The sequence below is a fragment of the Vulcanisaeta sp. EB80 genome (assembly GCF_002078205.2).
On sequence record NZ_LCWN02000008.1, the window covers coordinates 1 to 24519 of the forward strand.

Sequence of the window (24519 nt, forward strand, 5' to 3'; positions counted from 1 at the left end):
TAAGTCACCGAATAAGTCATTACCAACCCTATCCACAACCGAAACCCTTAGGCCGAGCTTCCTGGCTATAATAGCGACATTGCAGGCGCCGCCTGGTGATACCGCCACCTCCCTGGCTATCGAGATGTCGCCAGGGCTTATCGGCAGTTTATCCACGATATAGTATATGTCCAACACGCAGTCCGAGATTACAAGTAAATCCACCGAGTCACCCATGGTCCCAAGCCTCTACACTAACTCCTTTACCGGTCTCTACGCCAATTAAGTACCAGGCCAGTGAGGTGGCTAACCCAACGCCAAATATTGCAGTATCAACAATTAGGTAAGCGCCTATTGGTAGGTATGATGATAGGAAGATCACGGGTATTGAACCACCCAGCGAGATGACCCTAACGAGGGCTGTTAATGAGCCCCTACGCCTGGTAACCCAATACTCAGACTTCAAAACATCCTCAGTTAGGAAATAGGTGTTGACCAGTACTGAGAACACTATGAAGAGGGCCCAAAATAGGGGTTGGGCGTGAATCAACGCGTTAATGAATAGGTTCATGACCGTTAGGGTAGCTACGGTGCCAAGGGACGACAACAATAACGTGGGCCTCCTACCAACCCTATCCGCAATGAGGCTTATTGGTAGCCCGGAGATGAAGGAGGATAACGAGAATACGAGGATTAACCAGTTGGTGAGGCTTGGGAGGTAGTATGGGCCCAGGGTGAGGGCTAGCAATGTGAAGCCAGCCGTGTAAGACCAACCAATGAGACCACCCACGACAACCCTGACCCATAGGGGAGGTAGCGCAATACCCACGCCACGACCCTCCAAGCGCGCCTTAGTGGTGTCGCGACGGGCGATCCAGAGCGGTGACTCGGGTATCCTAGACCTGAGCATGTAGAGCGTGATTATGGCAACCACAAGCGTCATACCAAGGGCAAGCCTCTGTATGGCGACTGAAACGGACAGGAGGGCTAGGGCTGACGCCAGGGCGCCACCGAGGTTCGTGAAGTTAAGTACCAAGTAGGCCAGGGAACCACGAACATCGCTGGAAAAGTACTCGTGCATCGCAGTGAGTATGGTGTTGTAATCACCGCCAATCGCCAGTAGCAGCAGGGCCAGGAAGGCGAGGACCAGGACGTAACCCGTGCCTAGGATTAGGCCCAGGGCACCAACCACATAGAACACCAATGAAACAAACATCGCACCCCTCCTACCAACAAAATCAGCCAAAGGACCAAAAACAACACCACCAACCAACAACCAGAGGGGAGGCCAAACAGAGAGCAGGGCCACCAGGTACCTAGGAACAGAAACCCAACCAGAGGCAATATACGCAATAGAATAAACAAAGGCCTCAACTGCAGCACCCAGGGACAACACAACAAAAACAACACCCCAACGAACCATCGAAATAGGATAAACAACCTACTTATAAAAAATACCAAACCCAACAAAACCCAAACAACAACCAAGATCGTGCCACACCAAACATAACCTCATTTTCAACTCTTTCCTTCATAAATTTCTGAAGGGAAAAATTGAAAGAAAAATACCCTGAACTAAACGCAAACGGCCACGTTATCCGTATGCCTACCTACGGATCTCGCAAATTTGTGAAAATGGAGAAACGATACTCAATAGCGAGCCATGCACCATATAGCGCAATCCTCTCGCGCTTTTCAGAAATTTATGAAGGAGATAATTGAAAGGCATGAAATTATGACAGACGTCACAAGTTTGACTATTGAATGCAATTCCTGATGTTTTCAGAAATTTTCTGAGTAGGAAAAGTGCCTAAACTGAACGTGGGTAGTCATGTTGGTTACATGTTTTTGTTTATGGTTTTCAGAAATTTCTGAAGGGAAAGATTGAAAGTAAGAAATTACATCAGGCACGGCACTTCTCTGCTTTCAGAAGTTTCTGAAAACCGTGCGTTGTCTACGGTGTATTATTTATTTGCTTTTAGTTGTATTATTCCTTATTTTATTTATTATTATTTTCTTATCATTTTACATATGTAAATTACACGTAAATAGCAAAGTTTATAAAGGAGTTTGTTTTCGGTGTTTTGGTGGTTGGCTTGGGTGGCTTGATGGTGTGCCCTAGGTGCGGTTTACCTGTCAAGGCTGTTTATGCCTACGAGAAGGGCTCGAATGTTTACTACTATGCCTACCATGGCAATGGGAGGAAGTGCTATTTGGGCCCATACGATTATGTGTATGCTACTACGACTCACGAGTATATTGTTCACGGTGCCGTTGATGTCGATAGGGAGCTGAGGTATTTAGGGGATGTGGTTGCGGCGTTAACCAAGGCTGCATCACTCGGTAGGCTTAGTGGAAAGGATGCGGTTAAGGCGGTGACGGAGGCCTTGGATGCGATCAAAGACCTGGCCATGATATTGATGGAGAGTGGGGATGAGAGGGTTAGGGAGGAGGTTAGGAGTGCAGTGCTCAATAGGATTGAGGCCTTAAGACGGGCGGTTACGGAGTAAGTAAAAACAACACTAAAGCGAGGTTCAAAACCCATGGTCCAACAATTGCTTGATACCGGCAATAAAGGCATGCGATAACCAAAGGGGGCATGTGGTTGTGATTTTTCTTTCAATTTTTCCCTTCAGAAATTTATGAAGGAAAGAGTTGAAAATGAGAGTTTAAAATAGGGCCTGATCACAAGCGTCGCGTGAGGATTAATTTTTGGTAGGGAGTGGTTGGATTTTGTTTTGGAGGTTGATGAGGATTTGTATGTTGCTTACCTGTTGATAGATCCTGGGGATTTGCTTTATGGTTGGACTGTTAGGGAGTTTAGGGGTAAGGAGGGTTCCAGGGGTGAGAGGGTTAGGGTCTATGTTGGGCTTAGGGTTGAGGCTCTCGAGTACCATGCCTTCAGGGGGACTCTCAGGGTTAGGGGTGTGATTGTTGAGGTCCCTGAGTGGTTTGAGGGTGCTAGGGGTAGTCATCACACCATGGAGTTGATGAAGGGTCTTGAGTACAGGTTAGTTAAACCCGGCGGTATAGATAGGGAGTTTGTGGATAAGATTCTTGAGGCATTTAGTGGTGCCTCGGCCAGTGTGTTGCTTGTTTCGGTATCCATGGAGGAGGTTTCGGCAGCCCTAATACGCAGATTCGGTATTGAGATTCTCGGCTCAGTCCTGATACAGGGTGGTGGTAAGGGCGGTGAGGATTCACTGGATAGGTTTAGGAGGTCGTTGAGGAACGCCCTAGTTCAAGTTAGGCAGTGGTTTCAATCCAGGGGTCCAACACACATTGTCGTTGTTGGTAACCACATGACACTCAGCATGGCGAAGGAGGTCATTGATAGTGAATTGGGAGGCCTGGGCGTGCCCGTTATTTACCGGGAGCAGGGTGAGGGCGGTTTGGCTGGCATTTATGAGTTCGAGAGAACGGGTGCTGATGTGCTTAGGAAGTTGAATATAGACCTTGGGCAGGAGTACGTGGAGGAGGTCATGAGGAGGCTGGGCACTGGGTCTGGGGATGTGGCTGTAGGCATTAATGAGGTAAGGAGGGCGCTTGAATTCGGTGCCGTGGATACGCTCCTGGTGCTCGATGAGACGTACAAGGAGGCTGGTACGGAGATTAAGGCGCTTGTGAATATGGTGTTGAGGACTAGGTCTAGGTTGGTCATAGTACCGTCAAACACAGAGGGAGGCGAGAAGCTAAGACCGATGGGGGGTGTGGCGGCATTGCTAAGGTTTCCAATTTCCTAATCCTCAATCATTAATGCCTAGGCAGTTTCTGTTCAGTATTCTCACTTCCTCTGTGCCTTTGTCTCCTCGGTAGTGCCTTGGGATATTATCTTCGTTACTCTATCATACGCGTCCAGTAGTAGTATCATGGATTTTACGAGATCATTGATCCTATCTATATCCTTAGTATCCTTCAACTCGTTGTTTATCATGACAAGCCTCTCGTACAGTGTATCCCTAATGTCCATCAAGCCATACCTAATCATGACCTCCTTCTCCTCAGCATCGGACCTAACCACAACAACAGGCTTATCACAATTAGCACAGTAATACTCGCCGGTCTTAAGCCTGAGTAGCGGTGTTCCGCAAACTGGGCATGTGTAGCTTGTTAATGTGGCCCCAGCCCTAATAAGCTGTGCCATCTTCTTGGCAACAAGGTCCCTACTACCCACGGCTCTTGAGTAATGCTACCAACTTTATAAACCCAACGACGTAGACATAGATAAATACTTATAAGGGCGATACGTATTTGCATTTTGGATGACGATTGACATGCCAGCTGAGCGGTGAGGAATCCTGGGGTATCTGAATTTTAAATCCCTCAACACAATGCATTACTGAATGACGGTGCTGGCGTTCAAATTGTTTTATGATGGGACATTATTTAACGGATTTACTGGTGGTGCTGGCTCCATCGAGTACTATGTAAGGAAGGCTGTGAAAAACTTCGTTAATGAATGCACCCTAAGTAAGGCGTCAAGGACAGATCCTGGGGTTAGCGCCGTAGGCAATGTGATCTCCATAAAATATTCAGGGAATCACGAATTATTACCTGGCATGCTGAATTCAAAGTTACCCGGAGGTATCAGGGTTTGGGCGTGGGCTAGGGTTAATGAGGATTTTAGGGCTAGGGCTGCCGTAGCCAGGACCTATATGTACATAACCTCCTGGTTAAATGAGGACCTAGAGTTAATGAGAAAAGCAGCCGAGTTATTCATTGGGGTGCATGATCTGGTGAATTTCCAGGTTAGGGAGAAGGGCGTGCCAACCGTGGTTAGGATAGATGATATTCAAGTGAGTAGGGATGGCGCCAACCTAGTATTCATAATAAGCGGTAGGGGGTTTAGGAACAAGATGATCAGAAAGATAGTCAGTTCAATAAGGATGGTGGGACTCGGCGTGCTGGGTATTGATGAGCTTAAATCCTTAATTGACGCCCAATTAAGGAGGCCAATACCACCAGCACCACCTTATGGCTTATTGTTGCTGGGTGTTAATTATGGTGTTAATGAGCCTAATTGGGTTGTTGATCTTGGCGGTGTTTCTTACGTCGTTAATTACCTCAATAATAAATTGCATAATACCCTATCTAGTAGCTATGTTATTCTAAAAATTCTTCATGAGTTTATGGATATAAATAAATTATTTAGTCATATCTAAACATAACATGGACCAAATGTTTAAATATTATATAAAATAATGTACATTCGGGAGTTTTGTGGCATACTTCGACATCGATACAGCATGCAGGGAAGGATTTGGAGATAGGAAGCTGGTTGCGATGATTCAGCAGCGGATATCATCCCTTGACGAAGACCTTGACCAAGGCGAACAGGAGTTCCTAGTGAGTTACGCATACCAGGATCTCAGGTATTACCTGCTTTATAAGTTCGGTTTATTTAACCTAGATAATAACGACGCTTCATATGAATTATGCAAGAGAATTATTAGAAATGAGGATTCTGTGGTTAGGTTGGTTGATGAGTGGTTTAATTGGTGGGTTATTAAGTGGAGACAGAGGGTTAGGTTGGTTTTTAATGAGAGCGAACAGAAGGGTAATGAGACCGGAGAATCGCAAAGCATTGAGGATCTGATCAAGAAAATCCCAAAGAGGTTACTTGATAAGTTACGTAGGGAAACCATGATTGAACTAATGAGACAGAATGAGGTGTGCAGTCTGGATATCGTATCCGACTTCATAGTGAGGAGCGCCCTCAATGACCTAATTAATGAGTACAGCAAGGATGGCGCACTAAGGGTGTTGGTTACGGATATGACGGAAGTTCGCATGAGGATTTTGAGGAAAATAATGGAGATAAGCAGTACGAATAAACCACTTGTCATATTAAAGGTTAAAATAAACTCACCACAGCCTTACCAGGGCATGTCATAATAATGATAGTGTTCAGGAAATCCTACAGGAAGGGGATGGTTAAGGTAGCCATAGCATACCCAGCACCAGCTAGGATTGCACTACAATCATTATCCATACACATACTAGGGAGGCTCGTTGATGAGGATCCCGACGCCTACCCAGACTTCGTATTCCTAAATGACGAAATGGGTTGCACGACAAAGATACGGCTTAAGGACTTCGACATCGTCCTTTTCTCAGTTCATTATGAACTGGATTATCCACGAATACTCAGGATGATGGAAATCAACAGTATAAATCCCTGGAGCTCGAGGAGATCGCTAACCGACCCATTGATTGTGCTTGGTGGACCAACATTAATGGCAAACCCGGAGCCAATGGCGCCATTTGCGGACCTAGTACTAATAGGTGACGCGGAGGTCCTAATACCAAGCCTGCTCAATAACTATCACTCATACAGGAAAGACCTGGGTAAGTACATTGATACGCCTGGTTTTTACGTACCATCACACGGCAAGCACACCGTTGAAAAGGTTTTTGTGAAGGACCTAACCTACTCAGTAGGTTTAATCCACGATACAGCAATAAGCCTAAGAACCAGTGATGAAGAGCCAATCTTCGGACGTTCAGCAATACTCGAGGTAATGAGAGGCTGCCCAAGAAGTTGTCTTTTCTGTGTGGAGAGTTTTACGCAAAGACCTGTTAGGTATGCTAATATTAATTACATTAAGGAAATAGTGAGGAGGGATGTTAATGACGGTATAATCGATAGGGTATCACTGATAGGGTTGTCCGTGGGTGATCACCCCGGCTTTAGGGATTTAATGGAATTCCTGACCAAAGACCTTAAAATCAATGTGTCCGTGCCTTCGCTACGCATCGATACGCTTGATGGTGATTCCCTGAAATTAATCGCTAATGGTGGGCAAAGGGTACTTACAATTGCGCCAGAATCCAGTGAGCGATTGAGAAGGGCGTTGGGTAAGGGCTTCACGGATGATCGTATTATTGATTTAGCCGTAAAAGCCATGGAGTTAGGGTTCACTCATTTAAAGCTATACTTCATGGTTGGTTTACCAGGTGAGACAATTGATGATACCAAATCAACAATAAACCTACTACTCAGATTAAGGAATGCTGGTGTGAAGTTTTCATTATCGGTTAATCCATGGATACCTAAACCCCACACACCACTACAATGGTTACCAATGGCTACCGAGGAAATAATCAAACAGAGAACTAAGATGTTACGGGATGTCCAGGCATACATTGAATTTTCAGCATACGATGCATTAGATGCCAAGGTACAAGCGTTGCTATCATTGGGGGATAGGGACGTGGCTAACGTAATCTTTGAGGCATCACTCACAAGCATGAACAGAGGGTCCTGGAGAAGACTACTGGGTAAGTACAATGATTTACTGATTAAGTATGTCTATACCCAAAAGCCGTTAAATGAGAAGCTACCCTGGAGTCACATAAGGATACCTGGTGCCGAGGAGCAAAGACTTAGAGAACTCCTTATTAATTATGCCAAAGAGGTCGGCATGAATTTCCAGGAAAAATAAAGTATCGTAATAGTGAACATTCATAATACCGCATTCACTAAGCTAACTATATTATATATGGTTATAAATAATATAATTAACCTACTTACGTAAATTTTTTTAAAGATGCTAATAGTCTTAGATTGATATCTATGGTTTGGAATGGCGTACACTTTAACCTGAACACGATAATACCCTGGCCAATCATACTTATATGGACGCTACTCTACTTCGCCCTGCTAGCCTGGGCATGGAGACCTAGAGGGGGTAAACCCTTTGGTAATTTTAAGACCATAGATTTTGTGTACATAGCCTTGGTGGCGGCATTACTCATTGTCTATAACTTCTTCATTTCACCCCTGATTCCAAAGGTTGGTGCCGTAACCACGTATTTCTACTACCCAATAATTGGTGAAACGTTCTTGGTAATGCTCGCGGCAGCTCTTGTTGGTAAGCCTGGTTCAGCTGGGTTAACCATGGTCATATACACCCTTCTCTCCGACATAATACATTACGGTTTTGGTGGCGAACCCTTCTGGTTCATTTATGAGGTTACTGCATACGCAGCAATAATTGACCTGTGGTTGATCTACAGGAGTAAGTATTACATGATGCCATTCCGAGGGGTATTCAGTAAGTCTGCCGGTTCAGGGGTTGGTGAGGGTGGTTCTGCCGAGGAGCTTGAGGAGGAGTTGAAACCGGCCAAGGCATTATTCATAGTTGACGCCTTACTTGGCGGTATAACAATATCAGCAGCCTACCCATTCTGGTGGAGGGGCTTTTGGGGACCCTTTGTGTTGGGTATATCATTTACACCGAGCTTCTGGGCGATAACTAGCATAGCCAGTATTGGTGCTGGCGCTGTCCTTGGGTTAGTGGTGTCTCCATTTATTTACTACATAAAGAGGGTCTTGTCATAGGGGGGTTTATGGCTAAGATCATTAAAATCAATAATCTTTCTGTTCGATACTTCGGTTCCAGTAATCCTGTTCTCAGGAATATATCCCTCGAGATTGAGGAGGGAGAGTTCGTACTACTGGTTGGTAGAACTGGTTCTGGGAAATCCACGTTACTGAATGTGATTAATGGTGTTATACCCAACATAATAAGTGCCTCGGTTAGAGGATCAATAAGCGTGGCTGATCGTGATCCAAGAAAGACCCCTGTGCATGAGATGGCCACAATAGTCGGTACGGTATACCAAGTGCCAGAGAGCCAAATATTCTCGTTAATTGTGGATGACGATGTAGCCTTCGGTCTTGAAAATAGGGCTGTGGACCCCAGTGAGATTAGGCGTAGGGTTGTTGAATCACTGAGTTTGGTCAACCTTGTCCATAAGATGAGGCACCCAACCTTCCTCCTCAGTGGCGGTGAGAAGCAGAGGTTGGTTATTGCTGGTGTTCTCGCTGTAAAACCAAGGATTCTAGTCCTTGATGAACCAACATCAATGCTAGACTCTTTGGGTGCGGAGAGCATCTTCGGTCTTGTTAAGAAGTTGAATGAGGAAGGATTGACCATTATAATGAGTGAGCATAGGGTGGAGAGGGTGATCGGCATGGTGGATAGGGTTATTGGTCTTAAGGATGGCACGATATACATAGATGATGAGCCACATAGGGCTGTGGCTAAGGAGTTACCAAAGCTTGGTATTGAGGAGCCTCAGGTAACCACGTTATATAGGATGATCAATAAGAATGCCGAGTATTACCCAATCTCTGTCGATGAGTTCATGGAGTTGGGCGTGGCTAATAGAATTGATGTAGTTGATAAGGTTGATGATGGTGTTGGCGAAGATGCGATACTTGTAAATAACGTGCACTTCACATACCCAGGTGGCGTTCAGGAGGTTTTGAAGGGTGTAAACCTGGTCATTAAGGATGGGGAGGTTGTGAGTGTAATTGGTCCCAATGGATCGGGTAAATCAACACTAATGTATTTATTGGCGGGTATCTACAAACCAAGCAGTGGTTCCATAAAAATCCTTGGTTATGACTCAACAAGGCTCGTTGGTAAGGAAAGGACTAGGTTGATTGGTTATGTATTTCAGGATCCAGACCAAATGCTCCTATCAAGCACTGTTAAGGGCGAGCTTGAATTTACACTGAAGCTTGCGGGTATTCGTGGGAGGGAGGCTGAGGAGAGAGTAAAAAGGATAAGTGGTTACCTTGGTATTAATGATCTACTAGACCAAAGCCCGCATAAGTTATCTGTTGGTCAGAGAAGGTTGGTGAGCGTTGCCTCGGTCCTTGTGGCTGAGCCACGCATATTAATTCTTGATGAGCCAACGAGGGGTCTCGATAATGAGACCAGTACATCATTAATGGACCTGCTACTGACCATTAAGGAGGAGAGGGGTATGACACTCATCATGGTTACGCACAACATGAGGCAGGTTGGTGAGTATAGCGATAGGGTCTTTGTAATGTATGATGGCAATGTGGTATTTAGTGGGACGCCGGAGATTGTTTTTGAGGGGTCACATAGGCATCCTGAGTGGGGAATATCGCCACCACAGGTTTTTGAGGTTACACGTAGGATTAATAAGCCCACAGCAAGTATTAGGAGGGTGAGGGTTCATGCAGCCTAGCCCAATAATTGGGCAGGTGCTCTATAACCCCATCGTTAATTGGACAATAACCCTAGTAATGCTGCTTTACGGGCCCGTCCTCGTTATCTACCTAATATTCAAGTTAATAGGTTTCCAGGGCTATATGTCGTTGTTTAGGTTCATAGAGGGTAAATCGGTAATATATAGGTTAGATCCTAGGGTCAAGATTCTATTATCGATAGTGATCACCACGGTTGCCGCAATAACGATTTGGTGGATTTCGGCAATAATGTTTATTGCCGTCATGGCATTATACTCACTATTGAGCAACATTAGGGAGAAGCTCAGGATAGCTGTACCACTTATCCTAGCTTCGTTCATAGGAACCGCTTGGACAGAATCCATGTTCGCGCCGTACTCATACCTACAGGTTATATTTCACCATGTAACCTTCCTCTACGTGCTTCCACAATCCCTAGCAATCTTCGGTGTTACCCAGGGTAGTGGTTCCTTCTATGTTCCATACCTGGGCTACGTAAGTAACCCAGTGGGTATTACCTGGGAGGGCATTATCTATGGTCTCCAGATAACCTTCAGGGCCGTGGCAGCCATAGCCTCTGGTCTACTGCTAATATTCAGTACACCACCCTCGGACATACTTAGATCTCTCGAGAAGAGTGGTTTACCCATTGAGCTTGGTTTCACGTTATTGCTCGCCGTAAGTTCTGTGCCAAAGGTTCTCGAGAACTCCATGGTTGTGCTCAACTCCCTAAGGGCTAGGGGTGTTGATTTTAGACCAAGGAGTAGGAATCCCATAATGTTCATTAGGGAATCGTTATTCATAATAAGGGTGGTTATCATGGCCCTCGTTGGTATTGTAATACTAACACTCAGGGATGCCAGGCAAATAGCCATTGCTGCCGACATTAGGGCCTTTAGGGCGTTTAGGAAGAGGACGTATTATAAGGACATCAGGATGACCAGGATGGATTATATAGCACTAGCCGTACTAATAGCCTTACTAGCAGCCGGTATATACATATCTGGGCTGCCCGGCATGGGCGCAGTGCCCTACAACCCATGATGGCAATGGAACAAGCCTTGCCCCTTCTTGTCGTGAGTGGTTTTTATTTTTGGTTGCTGCTTTTCTTGTGGATGTTGCGTAGGTCTGTTGCTGTTGAGCTTGAGGTCGCTAAGGAGCTCAATAGGTTGCTTTGCTCCGTTGAGTCTGTGTACCTAGGCATTGTTCGTGAGGCCCTTATTGTCTCCGAGAGATCCTCAGGGTTGGATAGTATTACGAAGGCGTACTTACCCATCACGAGACCTCAGTGCCCATTGGTTTTAAGGAGCCTGTTCATGTTATTGAATTATGAACAAGAAAGTACATGTTCCAACAAAATCGTTTGGCCCACTATTAAGTGCACGATACGTTATCCTTAAGGGCGTCGGCAATGAGCGGATCGCCTAGGTAATACGTATCACCCCTCTTGATAAGAATTGAGTGGTCAATTAACGAATCGATTATGGACTTCACAGTGGCATCGTTGATAGACCTACCCTCGAGAGCCTCCAAGGTCCTCTTAACGTCACTCCACGTACAACCAAACCTACACATCTCGATCACCCTAATATACCTATCTTTGCTCACGTACCTACCCTCCATCAGGAAGTTGCAAAACTCCCTGCGCAGTATTGACATTGCGTACTCCCTAACCCTATCAATAGCCCCCTCAGGGCCCTCCCTGATGTACGTGAACCCGAAGTACGTTAACCAACCCGGGATCCCACCAATAGCATCGTAAACCTTATCGTAATCGCTGAACGAAACGCCAACCTCCTCGAAACTCCTCCTTAGGAACTCCACTGCCTGCTCCCTAGTGAATGGCAGAAGCTCCAGCCTAGCCACGTACCTGCCAAACAATGGAGATTCAGGGTCATTAAGCCTCAAGAATCTACTCAAAACCCTAACCTCAGACCCGGAGGCCACGATAGTTATGTTCCTGAGGTTATCGTAAACGTAGGCCAGCACGGGCAGTAGATTGACGCCTCTAACCTTGACCAACTCCTGCGCCTCATCAAGCACAACCACGAACCTCAACCCCCTATCACTAGCCCAGTCATTCAGTTTGTCGAAAACCTCGGCAATATCCACACCATTCCTACGTGACCAGGACAGGCTTATTGAGAAGCCGGCCACGGAGACACCGCGAATTCGCCTAAACACCTCAATCAACTCATTAAACCTACCCACAGCATCATTAAACGCCCTCTCGAGTAACCTAACCAGGTCAGGGTAGGCAGCATACGGCTTCTGCTCAAGCACCCTGGTATCGACGTAGATGTATCTGTAACCGTAGTCATTCAGCACGGCATTTATCAGTGATGATTTGCCAGTTCTCCTGAGCCCAAGGACCACGATCGCGGGATCATTCAGGGCATTCACGAACTTATTGATCTCAACCTCCCTATCGAAGAGGTCCCTCAATCTCTCTTTAGGCCTTGGGTCGAATATCAATTACCCCCACCTAAGTAACTTACCCCCACCTAATTGTTTTTATGCCTAACTTGGGCGTTCCGTATCTTGCTCAAACTTAAAAGGGAGGTTGGCATTGGTTTCTGGAATGGGTAGTAGGCGTAGGTTTGAGGTTGCGCCAATAAGCATTTACGGGACATCGACGATAGGCGTTTACCTATTCGCCAATAACTCCATAACTGTGGCACCCATGGACACGCCCGAGAAGGTTATAAACACAATAAGGGACACCCTGGGCACGGAGGTCATCAAGGCCTCCCTAGCCAAGTCACCGCTGATCGGCATATTCATGGTCGGCAACGACAATGGCGTGCTGGTGTCAAGCATAGCGGTTGAGGAGGAGGTCAATGAGTTGAGGAGGCTTGGCTTAAACGTGGCTGTTCTTAAGACGAAGTACACGGCAATAGCGAACCTGGTGCTAACCAACAATAGGAAGACCGTTGTCTCGCCAATAATCGAGAGGGAGTACGTAAACCTCATCAGGGACATCCTAGGCACGGAGGTTGTTGTTGACGAGATTTGCGGAACATACCTAGTGGGTTCAATAGCCGTCGCTAATGATAGAGGGGTTTTACTAAGCCCTGATGCTAAGGATGACGATGTGAAGAAGGTTAGGGATTACTTCAACCTAAACGTCGACGTTGGCACCGTGAATAGGGGTAGGAGCTTCATCAGAGGAGGTCTTGTCGTAAATGATAACGGTGGTTTGGTCGGTAATGACACGACGGGTTTCGAGATAGTCAGGATAATGCAGGTCTTTGGAACAACTTAACCCATTAAATCCCTAGCCCTCCTCAGGCAGTCCTCACCGAGCTTACCTATGTTGGTTTGCAGCTCCCTCATTACATCGCTAACCCTATCCTGAATCCTCTGCGGTATAATGCCCATCTTCACATACGACATGTACTCATCATAGTCAACAACCCTAACCTCACCGGAGTCCCACGCCTTAACCACGTCGACGGCTAGGTCGACATAGAGTATGTTGCTCCCTGTAAACTCGACTGGAGTGTTTACGTTGGCGTAGATGCCCTTGGGCCTTAGGGAGCCATCCGTATACACGTGGATGAGGTAGTTGCTACCGAGGCTTGTGCAGGTTATTGCCAGGTCACCCTCGGCCTTTGGTATGCCAAGCCCATCCAGGTAACCACCATCCCTCAACCTACGCACAAGCACTATCTCGCTAGGCTCGAGTCTCAGCACATCAGCCACGCCAAGCCTGAGAACATCGCCATTGGGCCTAATGTGCACAATACCAACCCTGTACCTCCCACTCATTAACTGTCTCATAAACTCACTACTAAACCCAACCCTATCACTACAATGACTGAGTAGTGCTTCGACTAGATCGAGCAATGCGGTGTTCCTCCTGAAGGTTTTGTATGTGTGGTGACCAATTATTGTCGGCATTACGCTATTCCTCATGTTATCGAGGATGATCTTTGCATCACCACCGAGGATCACCTCTACGATACATTCACCATCCTGTAAAACCGTGTATGGTTCGGAACCCCTACTCCTAACCTCAACCTCGTTCAATACCCTTACTGCGTACTCGACTTCCTTAACAGCCTCCTCCCTATTAAGGAACTGGGCACTGCTCCTCCACTTAATACTGTAACCACGCAATCCATTAACGTACCTCAAACCAACCTCAAGCAACGTGGATTTAGTCTCCGGATCCTTAATATGACTACTAAAGAGGACATTACCACTACCTGGGAAGATACTGACATAGTGGGTATCAACCCTAACCCCAGGCATGACCATGATTATGTCCTTAGGGAGCACCCTGGTCCTCATGACGTACATAGGGATGACATCACCAACCCTGTAATAGCCAGGGAAACCCCTCAACTCTGCATCAGTACCGCCCATATCCACGACATAGCCATTGCCGGTCTCGCCCTTGATTACCCCCATAACGACCCTATGAAGCGGCACAACCGACCTCCAGACAAGGGCCCTATACTCAATGACCCTGAGGAAGCCGCTAAGCGCCTCATTAACCGCGTCACAATCACCCATAAACACCAAACCGCCAGGCACCTTCCCGGAGTCCTTTATCGTGACGTTGGGAGCCGAATTGTCGACACCTAGGTTAAACCTACTCATTATCACGTCCGAGGCCTGAACAACGCTAAATCCAAGGTCGAGGATTGCCTTTGTGACCGCCGTTGCGTACTTGCCCCTAATCCTAACCTTTATATTATTATTAAACTGCATTGTTATTAATTGGCTGCTAGAAATATTATTTTTAGCCTCATTAGCCCTGGCGGTTAATTGAGCAGTGCCGATTTAATGAGTCGATGATGATAATTTCTTGAACTCGGACTCAACCATTGCGTAAAGCCTGTCCAGGTCTGGGCCCCACTCATCCTTAAACCAGTCCTTAACATTACGTAGTATGGTCTCGGTCACGATGATTATATCGTGTAAGACCTCGTCTTTTGTTTTGTACACGGAGAAGTCCGGGTCGAAACCATTGTATTGATAGCCATGAAGTAGGAATGCTTTGTCGACCAAGTCCTCAATATCTGCGTAGCCCAGTTTGGCCAAGTCTATTGATATCCCCTTGAGCGCGTGCGTTGGTGCGGCATAACCACGCTTGAGGTACCACTCATTCGTGGACAACTTATCGAGATTCTTCGTCACTAGGGCTGAGACGAGGGCCTTAACCGCGCCGAAAACCTTCCCAGCAGCATTCCTGGTGCCACCGGCTAGCCACATGTTTATACCAACATTTAAGTCGCTAAGTACCTCCATTGTCCTCGCCCTAACGTAAGCCATTCTATCAATTTTCGGAGAAATCAACCTATCCTCACACATAATTATTTTTACAGATCTCTTGGTTTTAAACCTTGTGTACGTGATTCCGTAGGTTATCTATGTAGTTCCTTATTAATTGGCCTGATACAATAATAAACGTGAGTGCTGTTAAGTGCATTGCAAGTGGTGGTAAGGGTGGTGTTGGTAAGAGCACGATAACCATACTAACCGCCAGGGCATCGGCGGCATTGGGCATTAGGGTTGGCGTTGTTGATTTAGCCCTTGGCAACCCAACCACATCACTAATACTTCTTGGTGAGGTGCCTAGGCACACCCTGGCAACGTATGTAATCAACGCATCAAGGCTTGGTGAAGTTGTTCACGTCGTTTCCACGGAGCATGGACCCATATACCTCGTGCCATCAGGCCGCGGTGATCTAGCCCTCGTGAGTAGTTATGGTGGTTTGGTTGAGGGGTTTGGTGAGATTATTAATTACTTAATTGATAGGGTTGGTGTCGATTACGTACTAGTTGATTTCCCAGCATTCGAGCCTGAGGTCGATGAAGTATTCGGTAGTGCATTGAGTATTTGCGACACAGTATACCCAATCGGTACCCAGGATCCAGGCTCACTAATTGCCGTCAAGAACCTAGCCCAATTCGCTAGGAGGAACTCGTTAGAGCTTGGCAGGCCATTGCTTAACATGTTTAGGGAGTCCCTGGGTAGGCAATGGGTTAGTGCCCTTGGTAAGTTGGTTGGTGTTGAGCCTAGTGTTGTTCATTATGACCCATGGTTGATTAGGTGGGTTAATGATGGAGGTGGTCACTATGGGATTGGTGTTAAGGAGGCGTTGACTTACATACTTAAGGATATACTGAAGTAACGCAAAATGCTTAAGTTAGTCCTCTCAATAATCCATAACTGCCGTGTCTGAGGGCTTTAGAGGAATTACTGTTGAGGGTGAGGATGGGGAGAGGTGGTTGTTGATTGCGGATACCCACGTCGGTCTCGAGGTCGAACTTAGTAAGAGGGGTGTTAGGATACCGAGCCAGTCGGTCAGGATAGCCCAGTCGATAATTGAGGTGGCCGAGGGCGTTGGCGCCACATCCCTAGCAATACTTGGTGATGTAAAGCATGAGATAGCGAGCATAGTCGAGAGTGCCAGGGAGGTTAGGGAATTCATTGACAGGGTCAGCGCCAAATTCAACAAGGTTGTCCTAGTCAGGGGGAACCATGATGGCAACCTAGACCTAATACTAAGCAGTGATGCTAAGTCCAATGTTTACCTAATCGACTCAAGGGGCTTCATACTGAGGAGTAGGGATGGCAAGAACCTATTATTACTCCACGGTAACTCAAAACCAAGACTTGAAGATTTCGTGAGCTCTGACGTGATAATCATGGGCCACACCCACCCGGCAATATTGATTCAGGACATAACGGGTTATGTAATGAGGGCCCCGGTGATTGTTAAGGTTCGCACTGATAAGGCGTTCTTTGGTAAGAATATGTATAATTATGATGGTGAGCTGGACGTAAAAGGCGTAATGAATGTGATAGTGCTCCCAGTATACAATCCATTAACCGTAGGCATGGACGTGTTCGAAATCTTCGCCAAGGACTTAGTCGATGTAGAGACAATACTTCATTACGCACGCACATGGGAGCGCCTCAACGACGTGGAGGTCTACCTGACAGACATGACCTACCTAGGCACAATGGATGTGCTAGCCAGGATTAGGGAGGAACTCGGTGAGGGAGGCTACGACATAGACTGGCTATGAAACGCAGAATATACCAGCTCGATGATTAAGCGTTGATGTTAAGTATAGGCGAAGGACGTAGATCGAAAGCGTCGACTCTACAACAGCAGCCACAAGAAGCAACACATAACCAAGAGCAAGATACCTAGCATAGGGCAAACCATGCCCACGGCACTGGCCAGCATACGCAATGAAACTAAAGCCCAGGAGCTCCAATGGAGCGTGAGGCGCAATCCCAACAAGCCCAACAACAAGGCCGGCCCTAAACGCAAGCTCACCAACGTAGGCGCTCACAGCCAAGATGGCAACCAACTGAACAACAACACTAAGCACACCGAGCACGAATATAATGATGGAGGTCGCGAAATTCACAATAATCACGCCCAGGAAAAGCCGAAAATCAGGAATTGGAAGCATAGTACGCACATGCCTAACCGAGACAAAGCCAAAGCCAAGGAACAAATCCAACAAAGCCCCAATGAAGATGCCAACCCAAAACACAGCGTAAATAATCAACAACCTCCTCAAATCCACGGCACAACACCCCTAAGGAACACGACCCTAACGAGGAGGAGCGAGAAAATGAGGGCATTAACACCAACAAAAACCAAGTACGTAATAAGGAGGAGCTTCAGGGCACTGCCCGCCCTACCCAGGAAAGAGCGAATAACCAGGAAGGCAAGGGCAAGCCCAACCACGAGAACTAATACCATAACGGCAAAGTCAGGGAAGGCGAGGGCGCCCAAATAACTAATGATGGTGTAAATGCCCGACAAAAGGAACGAGAAGTTATAATAACCCCTCCTAGTCCCACCATAAAACCTCTTCGTCACAGGCAAGAAAACAAGGCCCAGAAGAACTATGACAATTAACGAACTAAGAAGAAATGCAGGAAGCAGCAACGAGAGCACAGCCAAAGAGCTAGCCCTCATCGACACAAGCACGGCGGCAAGGAACGAAAACACGACAGGGAACTCCCACAAACCAATGGACGAAAGAGGATCACCAGTCCTCGCAGCATCCCTAGACGAAGTATGCATAAGCCTATCCATAAACGGCGCATCCCTAGGAGACCTCACACGATCCCCATACGCTAACCTCAACGCCTGAACCAAGTAATCATACGCCCTATCACCAAACACTCGATACGTAGCGGCATCAGCCTTAGACTCAAACACCCTCATAACAGGAATGGATAGGAAACCCAACGCTAATAACAAAAGAAACAGTTTAAACATTATAAAGACGAACACCGGACCCCTCGGCGGCGCAGTAAGTATTCCCGACATAAACAATGACCAGAGAAGTGAATATATAAACGGAACTGATGAAATAAGAATAAGCGAGTGATGCCCACGGACATGAGCCTCCTCATGAGCCTTCACAAGATCGAATACGGGTGTGGGAAGGCCCTTTCTAATGAATATTAAGGCCTTGTAGGGAGATTTGAGGGATAACGCGAAAAATTCTATCACTTTTCCTCCATATCCCCCATAGACCCCCTCATCATATATATACGTAATGGATCCAGGCTTCGCACCCCTAATCGGCTCAATGATGTAGGAAGCCATGGACCCATATATAACCAGCCATAGAGCGAAAAAGAGGACCGTAAGACCCAACGCACCAAAGACGCCCCTAGGCGGGGAGAGGTTGAGCACGTGGAAGAGAAACGGTATCCCATCGATTATAATCAAAATCCATATTACGAAGGAAGTTACGACCGCGAACACAACCTCAAGCAAAAACCTCACCGGAGTTAATGACTGCGCAACTCCGCTCCTTCCCTGGATAATTAGTTTCTGGGACTTTGATTGCTTAATAGAATACATTGTAGAAATTATAATAATACTAATAATTATTACCATCAATGTTATTACCGTATAAAATATTGCATAACCAAGGGTTTTAGAAAGCATTTTCTCAAGCCCTAATATAACCGTTATTACAAATAATCCAATTACTACTAATACTGATATACCAAGAATATAATTGAGGATTTTTAAATGAGTTTGTGTTAGTCGCATTTTTTAATCACGCGATTGCTACACCTATACCTACAAGAGCCAATCCGGCTGTACAACCAATTAGTGCTATTGTTGATGCTGCGGCTGCTGCAGTTACAGCAGCAGATGCCGAACCAGATATCGCAGCAGGACAAAAAATCATGCAGAGGGTCGCTCCAACGCCGGCGATTCCAACTCCGCTATACGCAGCTACAGACGGATTAGGTATGTGAATCCAACCGAAAGCAGCGAAAGCCGCGATTAAGCTTGGCCCTATGTTTGCTAGGGCTGTTATTGCTATTAGTGTTAGTGCTATTAGTGAGGTTTTTGTTTCGTTGCTTAGTTTTAGCCTGCCCATCATTTTGTTTGTTCTTCTTCTTCTTCTTTTTAAATTTTTCTCATTATTAATCATTATTAATTGTGATTAATAGACAAAATAATGACTTTTGAGGTTTCTGAGTAAATGTTCGATTTGGGATAATGCGGGTTAGGTATAGAGGGTTTAATTGCTTAACCGGCAACGTTATTAATCCGGGGTGGTTAGATGTATCGTGAAGTACCCGGTCCTGGTTATAAACATGAAGGTTTACCCCGAGGTACTTGGTAGGAGGGCGTTGGAGTTGGCTAAGGTCGCTGAGGCCGTGTCTAAGGAGCTCGGCGTCTCCATAATCGTTGCACCACCAATGACCGAGCTTAGGCTTGTGGCTGAGAACGTGGAGATACCAACGTTTGCGCAGGGCGCCGACCCCGTGGAGCCTGGGGCGAGGACTGGGCATGTGCCGCTTGAGTTCATAAAGGAGGTCGGTGCCTCCGGGGTTATACTCAACCATAGTGAGAATAGGTTATTGCTGAATGACCTAGCGTGGTTGGTGAGTAGGGCTAAGGGACTGGGGTTAGAAACAATAGTTTGCGCCCCCGATCCATTCTCAAGTGCTGCGGCGGCAGCGCTTGGGCCTACGGCTGTTGCTGTTGAGCCGCCTGAGCTGATTGGTACGGGTAAGGCTGTGAGTAGGGAGAAGCCTGACGTCATTGTTAAGACTGTTGAGTTGGTTAAGAAGGTTGGTGGTGATGTTCCCGTGATTACCGGTGCTGGTATTGAGAGTGGTGATGATGTTAGGAGGGCTATTGAGCTTGGGACGGTGGGTGTGTTGGTCGCCAGTGCAATAGTTAGGGCTAGGGATTGGAGGGCTAAGATCATGGAGATTGCGAAGGCACTTTTATAAGATTTTTAATTGAAAATAAACTACTTTTTAACTTATTTCTTAAGCTCACGCTTTATTATCTGCCTAAGCACATACTGAAGTATGCCACCGTTTAGGAAGTACTGCACCTCCATTGGTGTATCGAGCCTAACAAGCAACTTAGTCCTGACCTCCCCACCGTCCGGCTTGTGTACTACGAGATCAACAACCTGCCTAGGCCTTAATCCCTGCGATAGACCGATAATGTCGAAGGTCTCGTCTCCCGTAATGCCGAGCTTATCCACACCCTCACCCTCCATGAATTGGAGCGGTAGTATCCCCATCTCAACTAGGTTACTCCTATGAATCCTCTCAAAGCTCTTTGCAATCACCGCCTTTATGCCTAGCAATTTCGGTCCCTTTGCCGCCCAATCCCTCGAGCTACCGGCACCATATGTTTGGCCAGCCAGTATGATTAAGGGCTTGCCCTCCTCCCTATACTTCATTGCTGCATCGAACACCGTCATTACCTGCCCATCGGGCCAGTGTATCGTGTAACCGCCCTCAAGGACCTTACCACCCATCCTATTCCTAACACCCTTATTCCAGAAGGCTCCCCTAACCATAACCTCCCAATTACCCCTCCTGGTGCCGAACGTGTTGAACTCCTCAGGCTTTACACCGAGCGATAATAGGTACTTACCGGCGGGCGAATCAACTGGGATTGAGCCGGCAGGTGATATGTGATCTGTTGTTATGTTATCACCAAGCACAAGTAAAGCCCTAGCGCCGATTATGTCCTTAACCTCAACAAGCCTGTCAGGGTCAAAGTCATCAAAGAATGGTGGTCTCCTTATGTACGTATTATTTGGATTCCACTGATATAGATCACCACCTGGTGCCTTAAGCTGGTTCCACTCATCAGGCACTAGGTCGCCGATCCTTGTGTACTTCTCAACAAATTCATCAGGTGTTACATACTTCTCAACATACTTCCTGGCCTCCTCATCGCTGGGCCATAGATCCTTTAGGTAAACCGGTTTCCCATCGTTGGTGTATGCTACGGGTTCCCTTGTGAGGTCCTTATTTACCGTACCTGCCAGGGCGTATACCACAACCATAGGTGGCGATGCCAAGTAATTAGCCCTAACGTCCGGGTGCACTCTATTCTCGAAGTTCCTATTGCCTGAGAGAACGGCTGCGGCAATCACATCATTTTCCCTAATGGCCTTAATAACAGGCTCGGGTAGGGGTCCCGTGTTTCCTATACACACCATACACCCAAAGCCAGTTATGTAGAAGCCTATCTTCTCAAGATACTGCAGCAAACCGGACCTCCTTAGGTACCCCTCAACAACCCTCGAACCGGGGGCTAACACGGTCTTTACATAGGGTGGTGGTGCTATGCCAAGCTCAACAGCCCTCTTGGCTATCAGACCTGCTGCCATTAGTAGGTATGGGTTGCTTGTGTTTGTGCAGCTTGTTATTGCGGCTATGGCAACGAAGCCATCCTCAAGCTCCGCCTTCTTGCCATCAATCTCTATAATGACCTTCTTTCTACCGGTTATGTTCCTCCTCTTATTTCTATCCTCAATAATAGGTTCAATACTCTTCGGAACCTCGCTCAACCCCCTCCTTTGCCACGGCAGTGATGGTCCAGCCAGGTTTGGTTCTATTGCTGATAGGTCGATACCAATCACTTGGCTATACTCAATATCACCCTCCCTTGGTGAACCGAACATGCCCTGCTCCATGTAGTATCTCTCGACAAGGGATATCAACCACTCATCCCTACCAGTCAACCTCAGGTAAGCCAGGGTCTGCTCATCAACTGGGAACAAGCCGGTCGTTGCGCCATACTCAGGCGCCATGTTGGCTATCGTTGCCCTATCAGGCACAGGTAATTCCTTAACACCCTCACCGAAGAACTCAACAAACTTATCAACAACATTGTACTTCCTCAAGGTCTCCGTTATGTAGAGGACTATGTCCGTCGCTGTAACACCAGGTCTTGGTTTACCATAGAGATTAACACCAACAACCTGTGGCGGTAGCACCGCGATTGGTTGGCCGAGCAGTGCAGCCTCAGCCTCAACACCACCAACACCCCAACCAACAACGCCGAGGCCATTAATCATAGTTGTGTGTGAGTCCATGCCGACTACGGTGTCGAAGTAGGCAAGCTTCTCACTCGGGCCTAGATCCTCTGTCATCACAACCCTGGCTATGTGCTCAAGGTGTACCTGGTGGATAATGCCGGTGCCTGGCGGGAAGACCCTGAAGTTCTTAAAGGCGTTCTGAGCCCACTTGAGAAACTCGTACCTCTCCGCGTTCCTCTGAACCTCAAGCTTTATGTTTAGTCTCAACGCATCAGGCCTACCCCAGTAATCAGCCTGTACGCTGTGGTCTATGATTAGGTCAGTTGGGACTTGCGGGTTTATCACCTTGGGGTCAATACCGTACTTACTCACGATCTCCCTCATAACAGCTAAATCCACGAGTGCAGGCACACCTGTGTAGTCCTGCATCAAGACCCTGGCAACCTTGATAGGCACCTCCTTGGTACCTGGGTTACTTGGGTTCCAATGTAGCAGGTTCTCGATATCTTCCTCGGTTATGGCTTGACCATCGAAGTTTCTGAGCAGATTCTCTATAAACACCTTAATCGTGTACGGAAACCTCACAATATCAAAACCAGCCCTCTCAAGGGCTCTTAATGAGTAGTAACGCACCCTAACGCCGCCAACCTCCATCGTACTGAGTGTGTTCCATAGATTAGGTAGGGTATTAGGCACGGGTTGTATGATTGTCAATGGTTTTTAATTATTTTGCTTATGCAAATTCTGCGTTACTTGGCGAATTGGTTGTAGCCGGACGCGTTGGCATTATAGTACGTTAAGTCCCAGGTTAGTGGTGCACTTAATTCGAAGGGTATCATATAGCTTGCGGGTAGGGTGGCTGTTGTTCCGTTTAGGAACGTAACCTCAATATCGAACATTGTGCCATTGAATATGTAATCAGTTATTGGGTATTTCGTGTATGCGTATTGAAACTCCAGCTGTGTGTACGTGCCGTAAAATGGCGTTCCACTATACGGTATCTCATGTATCCATAACTCGCTCGTGTTGTAATCATAAATCTCAAAGACTATCTCCTTAGCACTCATGTTGTAGTAAATCATCAACTTAAGTAACGTATTGTTAGGCGTTGGCACACCAGGCAGTACTGCCGGGTTCATTGTGGTTTCGTTGAAGTAGTAATGGGCTATGCAGTTCTTACCTGGCACGTACCAGGGAGCAATTGTGCCATTCGGGTCCAGGTCAACTCCTATCTGGAAGAATCCAACACAGGTCGACCTAGTTGTTCCGTAGTAGTTCATGGCGTTTATTTGGAAGCTCAGTATACCAACCTGTGGTGTATTCCAATACCTAAGTAATACGAGAGCCGTTAGGTTGTAAAATGGTGGTAATAATGTCGTTATTAATCCAGAACCCTGTCCGTAACCCTCCATGTTATTATACTTCTGTAGATATATGGGTATCTCGAGACTCGTGACTATTATGTCTGTGTAGTACACCGTACCATTCTCGGTTATTATTGCTGCGGTGTAATAATTACCGGCGTCAGGAACCCTCACTTCAAAGGGTGGTTGGTCTGTTCCATCAACAAACACCTGCATCACCCAACCCGCGGTCTTATTGTATGGCGTGCTCGCGTTATACACGTTAACCATTATGAAGACCCAGCCAGGCGGATAGAGGGCGTTGGATAGGCTCGATAATGAAACGACAGGCTTTAAGTCAGTTAGGTTTGGGCCAGCCCATACATAACCGTTGGCCACACCGACGATTGCCACGGGTTGGTAATTCGCATTAACCAAGCCAAAGAATCCACTACCACCAGAACCATAGTAGATAGCTACCTGGAAGGATAGGAATTGATCGCCCCTAACGATTAGATTTGGATTAACAATATTGATTTGTGGGACATTATTTACAGCGGTTGACTTCAGCGATGGTTCACCCCAGTAGTTCGGTGTGGTTACTATCGATGCCTCACCACTGATTACTTCCCATCCATAGTAGGTCAAGGGTTCATGTGCAAGTTCGAAGTTTGAAACGTAGGCGAAGGCGCCAACCAGAGATGCAGTTGGTGTCAACCTGGGTACTGGTTCATGTACGCGTAAGCCATAATTATTCCGCTGTGTAGGTATTATGTATGGTGATATGATTATTGCGAGTACGAGCACTATCGTTATAATAATTACTGTGGTGCTCAGTCTGTGTCCTATCATTATTCAATATGAGTAATCATG

The 24519-nt window shown here is 46.7% G+C and carries 24 protein-coding genes; 13 read left to right on the forward strand and 11 right to left on the reverse strand.

Features of this window, described 5'->3' with window-relative positions:
- Both B7L70_RS02600 and B7L70_RS02605 read right to left on the reverse strand, forming a co-directional pair.
- The coding region (locus tag B7L70_RS02600; RefSeq protein ID WP_238376054.1) for a PfkB family carbohydrate kinase at positions 1 to 204 on the reverse strand (204 nt) is incomplete at its 3' end.
- A 4-nt stretch (positions 205 to 208) separates the two neighbouring features.
- A complete protein-coding gene (locus tag B7L70_RS02605; protein ID WP_081226344.1) occupies positions 209 to 1402 on the reverse strand; it encodes an MFS transporter in 1194 nt (397 codons plus the stop codon).
- 664 nt (positions 1403 to 2066) lie between these two features.
- Here B7L70_RS02605 and B7L70_RS02610 point away from each other — a divergent pair.
- Positions 2067 to 2489, forward strand: a complete 423-nt coding sequence (locus B7L70_RS02610; protein WP_081226345.1) for a hypothetical protein — start codon at positions 2067 to 2069, stop codon at positions 2487 to 2489.
- 216 nt (positions 2490 to 2705) lie between these two features.
- Complete coding sequence (locus B7L70_RS02615) at positions 2706 to 3722, forward strand: single-stranded DNA-binding protein (RefSeq protein ID WP_238376055.1); 1017 nt, start codon at positions 2706 to 2708, stop codon at positions 3720 to 3722.
- A 41-nt stretch (positions 3723 to 3763) separates the two neighbouring features.
- Here B7L70_RS02615 and B7L70_RS02620 read toward each other — a convergent pair whose 3' ends face one another.
- Entirely contained in the window at positions 3764 to 4123 is a 360-nt protein-coding gene (locus B7L70_RS02620) for an Sjogren's syndrome/scleroderma autoantigen 1 family protein (protein ID WP_081226388.1), read from the reverse strand.
- A gap of 199 nt (positions 4124 to 4322) precedes the next feature.
- Here B7L70_RS02620 and B7L70_RS02625 point away from each other — a divergent pair, with 199 nt between their 5' ends.
- From B7L70_RS02625 to B7L70_RS02655, 7 genes are all read left to right on the forward strand, one after another.
- Positions 4323 to 5141, forward strand: coding sequence for a tRNA pseudouridine(38-40) synthase TruA (locus tag B7L70_RS02625; protein WP_081226347.1), 819 nt, complete (start codon positions 4323 to 4325; stop codon positions 5139 to 5141).
- A 58-nt stretch (positions 5142 to 5199) separates the two neighbouring features.
- The gene (locus B7L70_RS02630) at positions 5200 to 5874 is read left to right on the forward strand and encodes a hypothetical protein (protein WP_081226348.1); all 675 of its coding nucleotides are present in this window, start codon (positions 5200 to 5202) and stop codon (positions 5872 to 5874) included.
- A gap of 2 nt (positions 5875 to 5876) precedes the next feature.
- Positions 5877 to 7424, forward strand: a complete 1548-nt coding sequence (locus B7L70_RS02635) for a radical SAM protein (RefSeq protein WP_081226349.1) — start codon at positions 5877 to 5879, stop codon at positions 7422 to 7424.
- A gap of 131 nt (positions 7425 to 7555) precedes the next feature.
- A complete protein-coding gene (locus B7L70_RS02640; protein WP_081226350.1) occupies positions 7556 to 8323 on the forward strand; it encodes a hypothetical protein in 768 nt (255 codons plus the stop codon).
- Positions 8324 to 8331: 8 nt separating this feature from the next.
- Positions 8332 to 9990 (forward strand): ABC transporter ATP-binding protein, encoded by a 1659-nt coding sequence (locus B7L70_RS02645; protein WP_081226351.1) that lies wholly within the window; start codon positions 8332 to 8334, stop codon positions 9988 to 9990.
- Positions 9980 to 11035, forward strand: coding sequence for an energy-coupling factor transporter transmembrane protein EcfT (locus B7L70_RS02650; protein WP_081226352.1), 1056 nt, complete (start codon positions 9980 to 9982; stop codon positions 11033 to 11035). Before B7L70_RS02645 ends, B7L70_RS02650 begins: the two co-directional genes overlap by 11 nt.
- 71 nt (positions 11036 to 11106) lie before the next feature.
- Complete coding sequence (locus B7L70_RS02655) at positions 11107 to 11391, forward strand: hypothetical protein (RefSeq protein ID WP_081226353.1); 285 nt, start codon at positions 11107 to 11109, stop codon at positions 11389 to 11391.
- Here B7L70_RS02655 and B7L70_RS02660 read toward each other — a convergent pair.
- Positions 11366 to 12466: an ATP-binding protein gene (locus B7L70_RS02660; RefSeq protein WP_081226354.1), complete on the reverse strand. Its 1101-nt coding sequence runs from the start codon at positions 12464 to 12466 to the stop codon at positions 11366 to 11368. The two genes, B7L70_RS02655 and B7L70_RS02660, sit on opposite strands and share 26 nt — an antisense overlap.
- Positions 12467 to 12572: 106 nt before the next feature.
- Between B7L70_RS02660 and B7L70_RS02665 the strand changes: the two genes are divergently transcribed.
- Positions 12573 to 13256 (forward strand): translation initiation factor IF-6, encoded by a 684-nt coding sequence (locus B7L70_RS02665; protein ID WP_081226355.1) that lies wholly within the window; start codon positions 12573 to 12575, stop codon positions 13254 to 13256.
- Here B7L70_RS02665 and B7L70_RS02670 read toward each other — a convergent pair.
- Both B7L70_RS02670 and B7L70_RS02675 read right to left on the reverse strand, forming a co-directional pair.
- A complete protein-coding gene (locus B7L70_RS02670) occupies positions 13253 to 14710 on the reverse strand; it encodes a DUF402 domain-containing protein (protein WP_081226356.1) in 1458 nt (485 codons plus the stop codon). The two genes, B7L70_RS02665 and B7L70_RS02670, sit on opposite strands and share 4 nt — an antisense overlap.
- Positions 14711 to 14782: 72 nt before the next feature.
- Positions 14783 to 15313 (reverse strand): PaREP1 family protein, encoded by a 531-nt coding sequence (locus tag B7L70_RS02675; protein WP_081226357.1) that lies wholly within the window; start codon positions 15311 to 15313, stop codon positions 14783 to 14785.
- A 98-nt stretch (positions 15314 to 15411) separates the two neighbouring features.
- On the opposite strand from B7L70_RS02675, the gene B7L70_RS02680 reads away from it, so the two are divergent.
- Positions 15412 to 16137 (forward strand): P-loop NTPase, encoded by a 726-nt coding sequence (locus tag B7L70_RS02680; RefSeq protein ID WP_081226358.1) that lies wholly within the window; start codon positions 15412 to 15414, stop codon positions 16135 to 16137.
- Positions 16138 to 16180: 43 nt separating this feature from the next.
- Entirely contained in the window at positions 16181 to 17038 is an 858-nt protein-coding gene (locus B7L70_RS02685; RefSeq protein WP_081226359.1) for a metallophosphoesterase family protein, read from the forward strand.
- Here the strand turns inward: B7L70_RS02685 and B7L70_RS02690 are convergent.
- The 3 genes from B7L70_RS02690 to B7L70_RS02700 form a co-directional block, all read right to left on the reverse strand.
- Positions 17033 to 17551, reverse strand: coding sequence for a hypothetical protein (locus B7L70_RS02690; protein WP_081226360.1), 519 nt, complete (start codon positions 17549 to 17551; stop codon positions 17033 to 17035). The two genes, B7L70_RS02685 and B7L70_RS02690, sit on opposite strands and share 6 nt — an antisense overlap.
- Positions 17542 to 18849 (reverse strand): M48 family metalloprotease, encoded by a 1308-nt coding sequence (locus B7L70_RS02695; protein ID WP_162009077.1) that lies wholly within the window; start codon positions 18847 to 18849, stop codon positions 17542 to 17544. Before B7L70_RS02695 ends, B7L70_RS02690 begins: the two co-directional genes overlap by 10 nt.
- Before the next feature lie 202 nt (positions 18850 to 19051).
- Entirely contained in the window at positions 19052 to 19435 is a 384-nt protein-coding gene (locus tag B7L70_RS02700; RefSeq protein WP_143701508.1) for a hypothetical protein, read from the reverse strand.
- A 139-nt stretch (positions 19436 to 19574) separates the two neighbouring features.
- Here B7L70_RS02700 and tpiA point away from each other — a divergent pair, with 139 nt between their 5' ends.
- Positions 19575 to 20246 carry a triose-phosphate isomerase gene (gene tpiA, locus B7L70_RS02705; protein ID WP_081226363.1) on the forward strand — a complete coding sequence of 224 codons (672 nt, stop codon included), beginning with the start codon at positions 19575 to 19577 and terminating at the stop codon, positions 20244 to 20246.
- A 32-nt stretch (positions 20247 to 20278) separates the two neighbouring features.
- On the opposite strand, the gene acnA is transcribed toward tpiA, so the two are convergent.
- Both acnA and B7L70_RS02715 read right to left on the reverse strand, forming a co-directional pair.
- On the reverse strand, positions 20279 to 22999 hold the full coding sequence (gene acnA, locus B7L70_RS02710; protein WP_101940214.1) for an aconitate hydratase AcnA: 2721 nt from the start codon (positions 22997 to 22999) through the stop codon (positions 20279 to 20281).
- A gap of 53 nt (positions 23000 to 23052) precedes the next feature.
- Complete coding sequence (locus tag B7L70_RS02715) at positions 23053 to 24498, reverse strand: hypothetical protein (protein ID WP_081226364.1); 1446 nt, start codon at positions 24496 to 24498, stop codon at positions 23053 to 23055.
- Between the last annotated feature and the right edge of the window lie 21 nt (positions 24499 to 24519).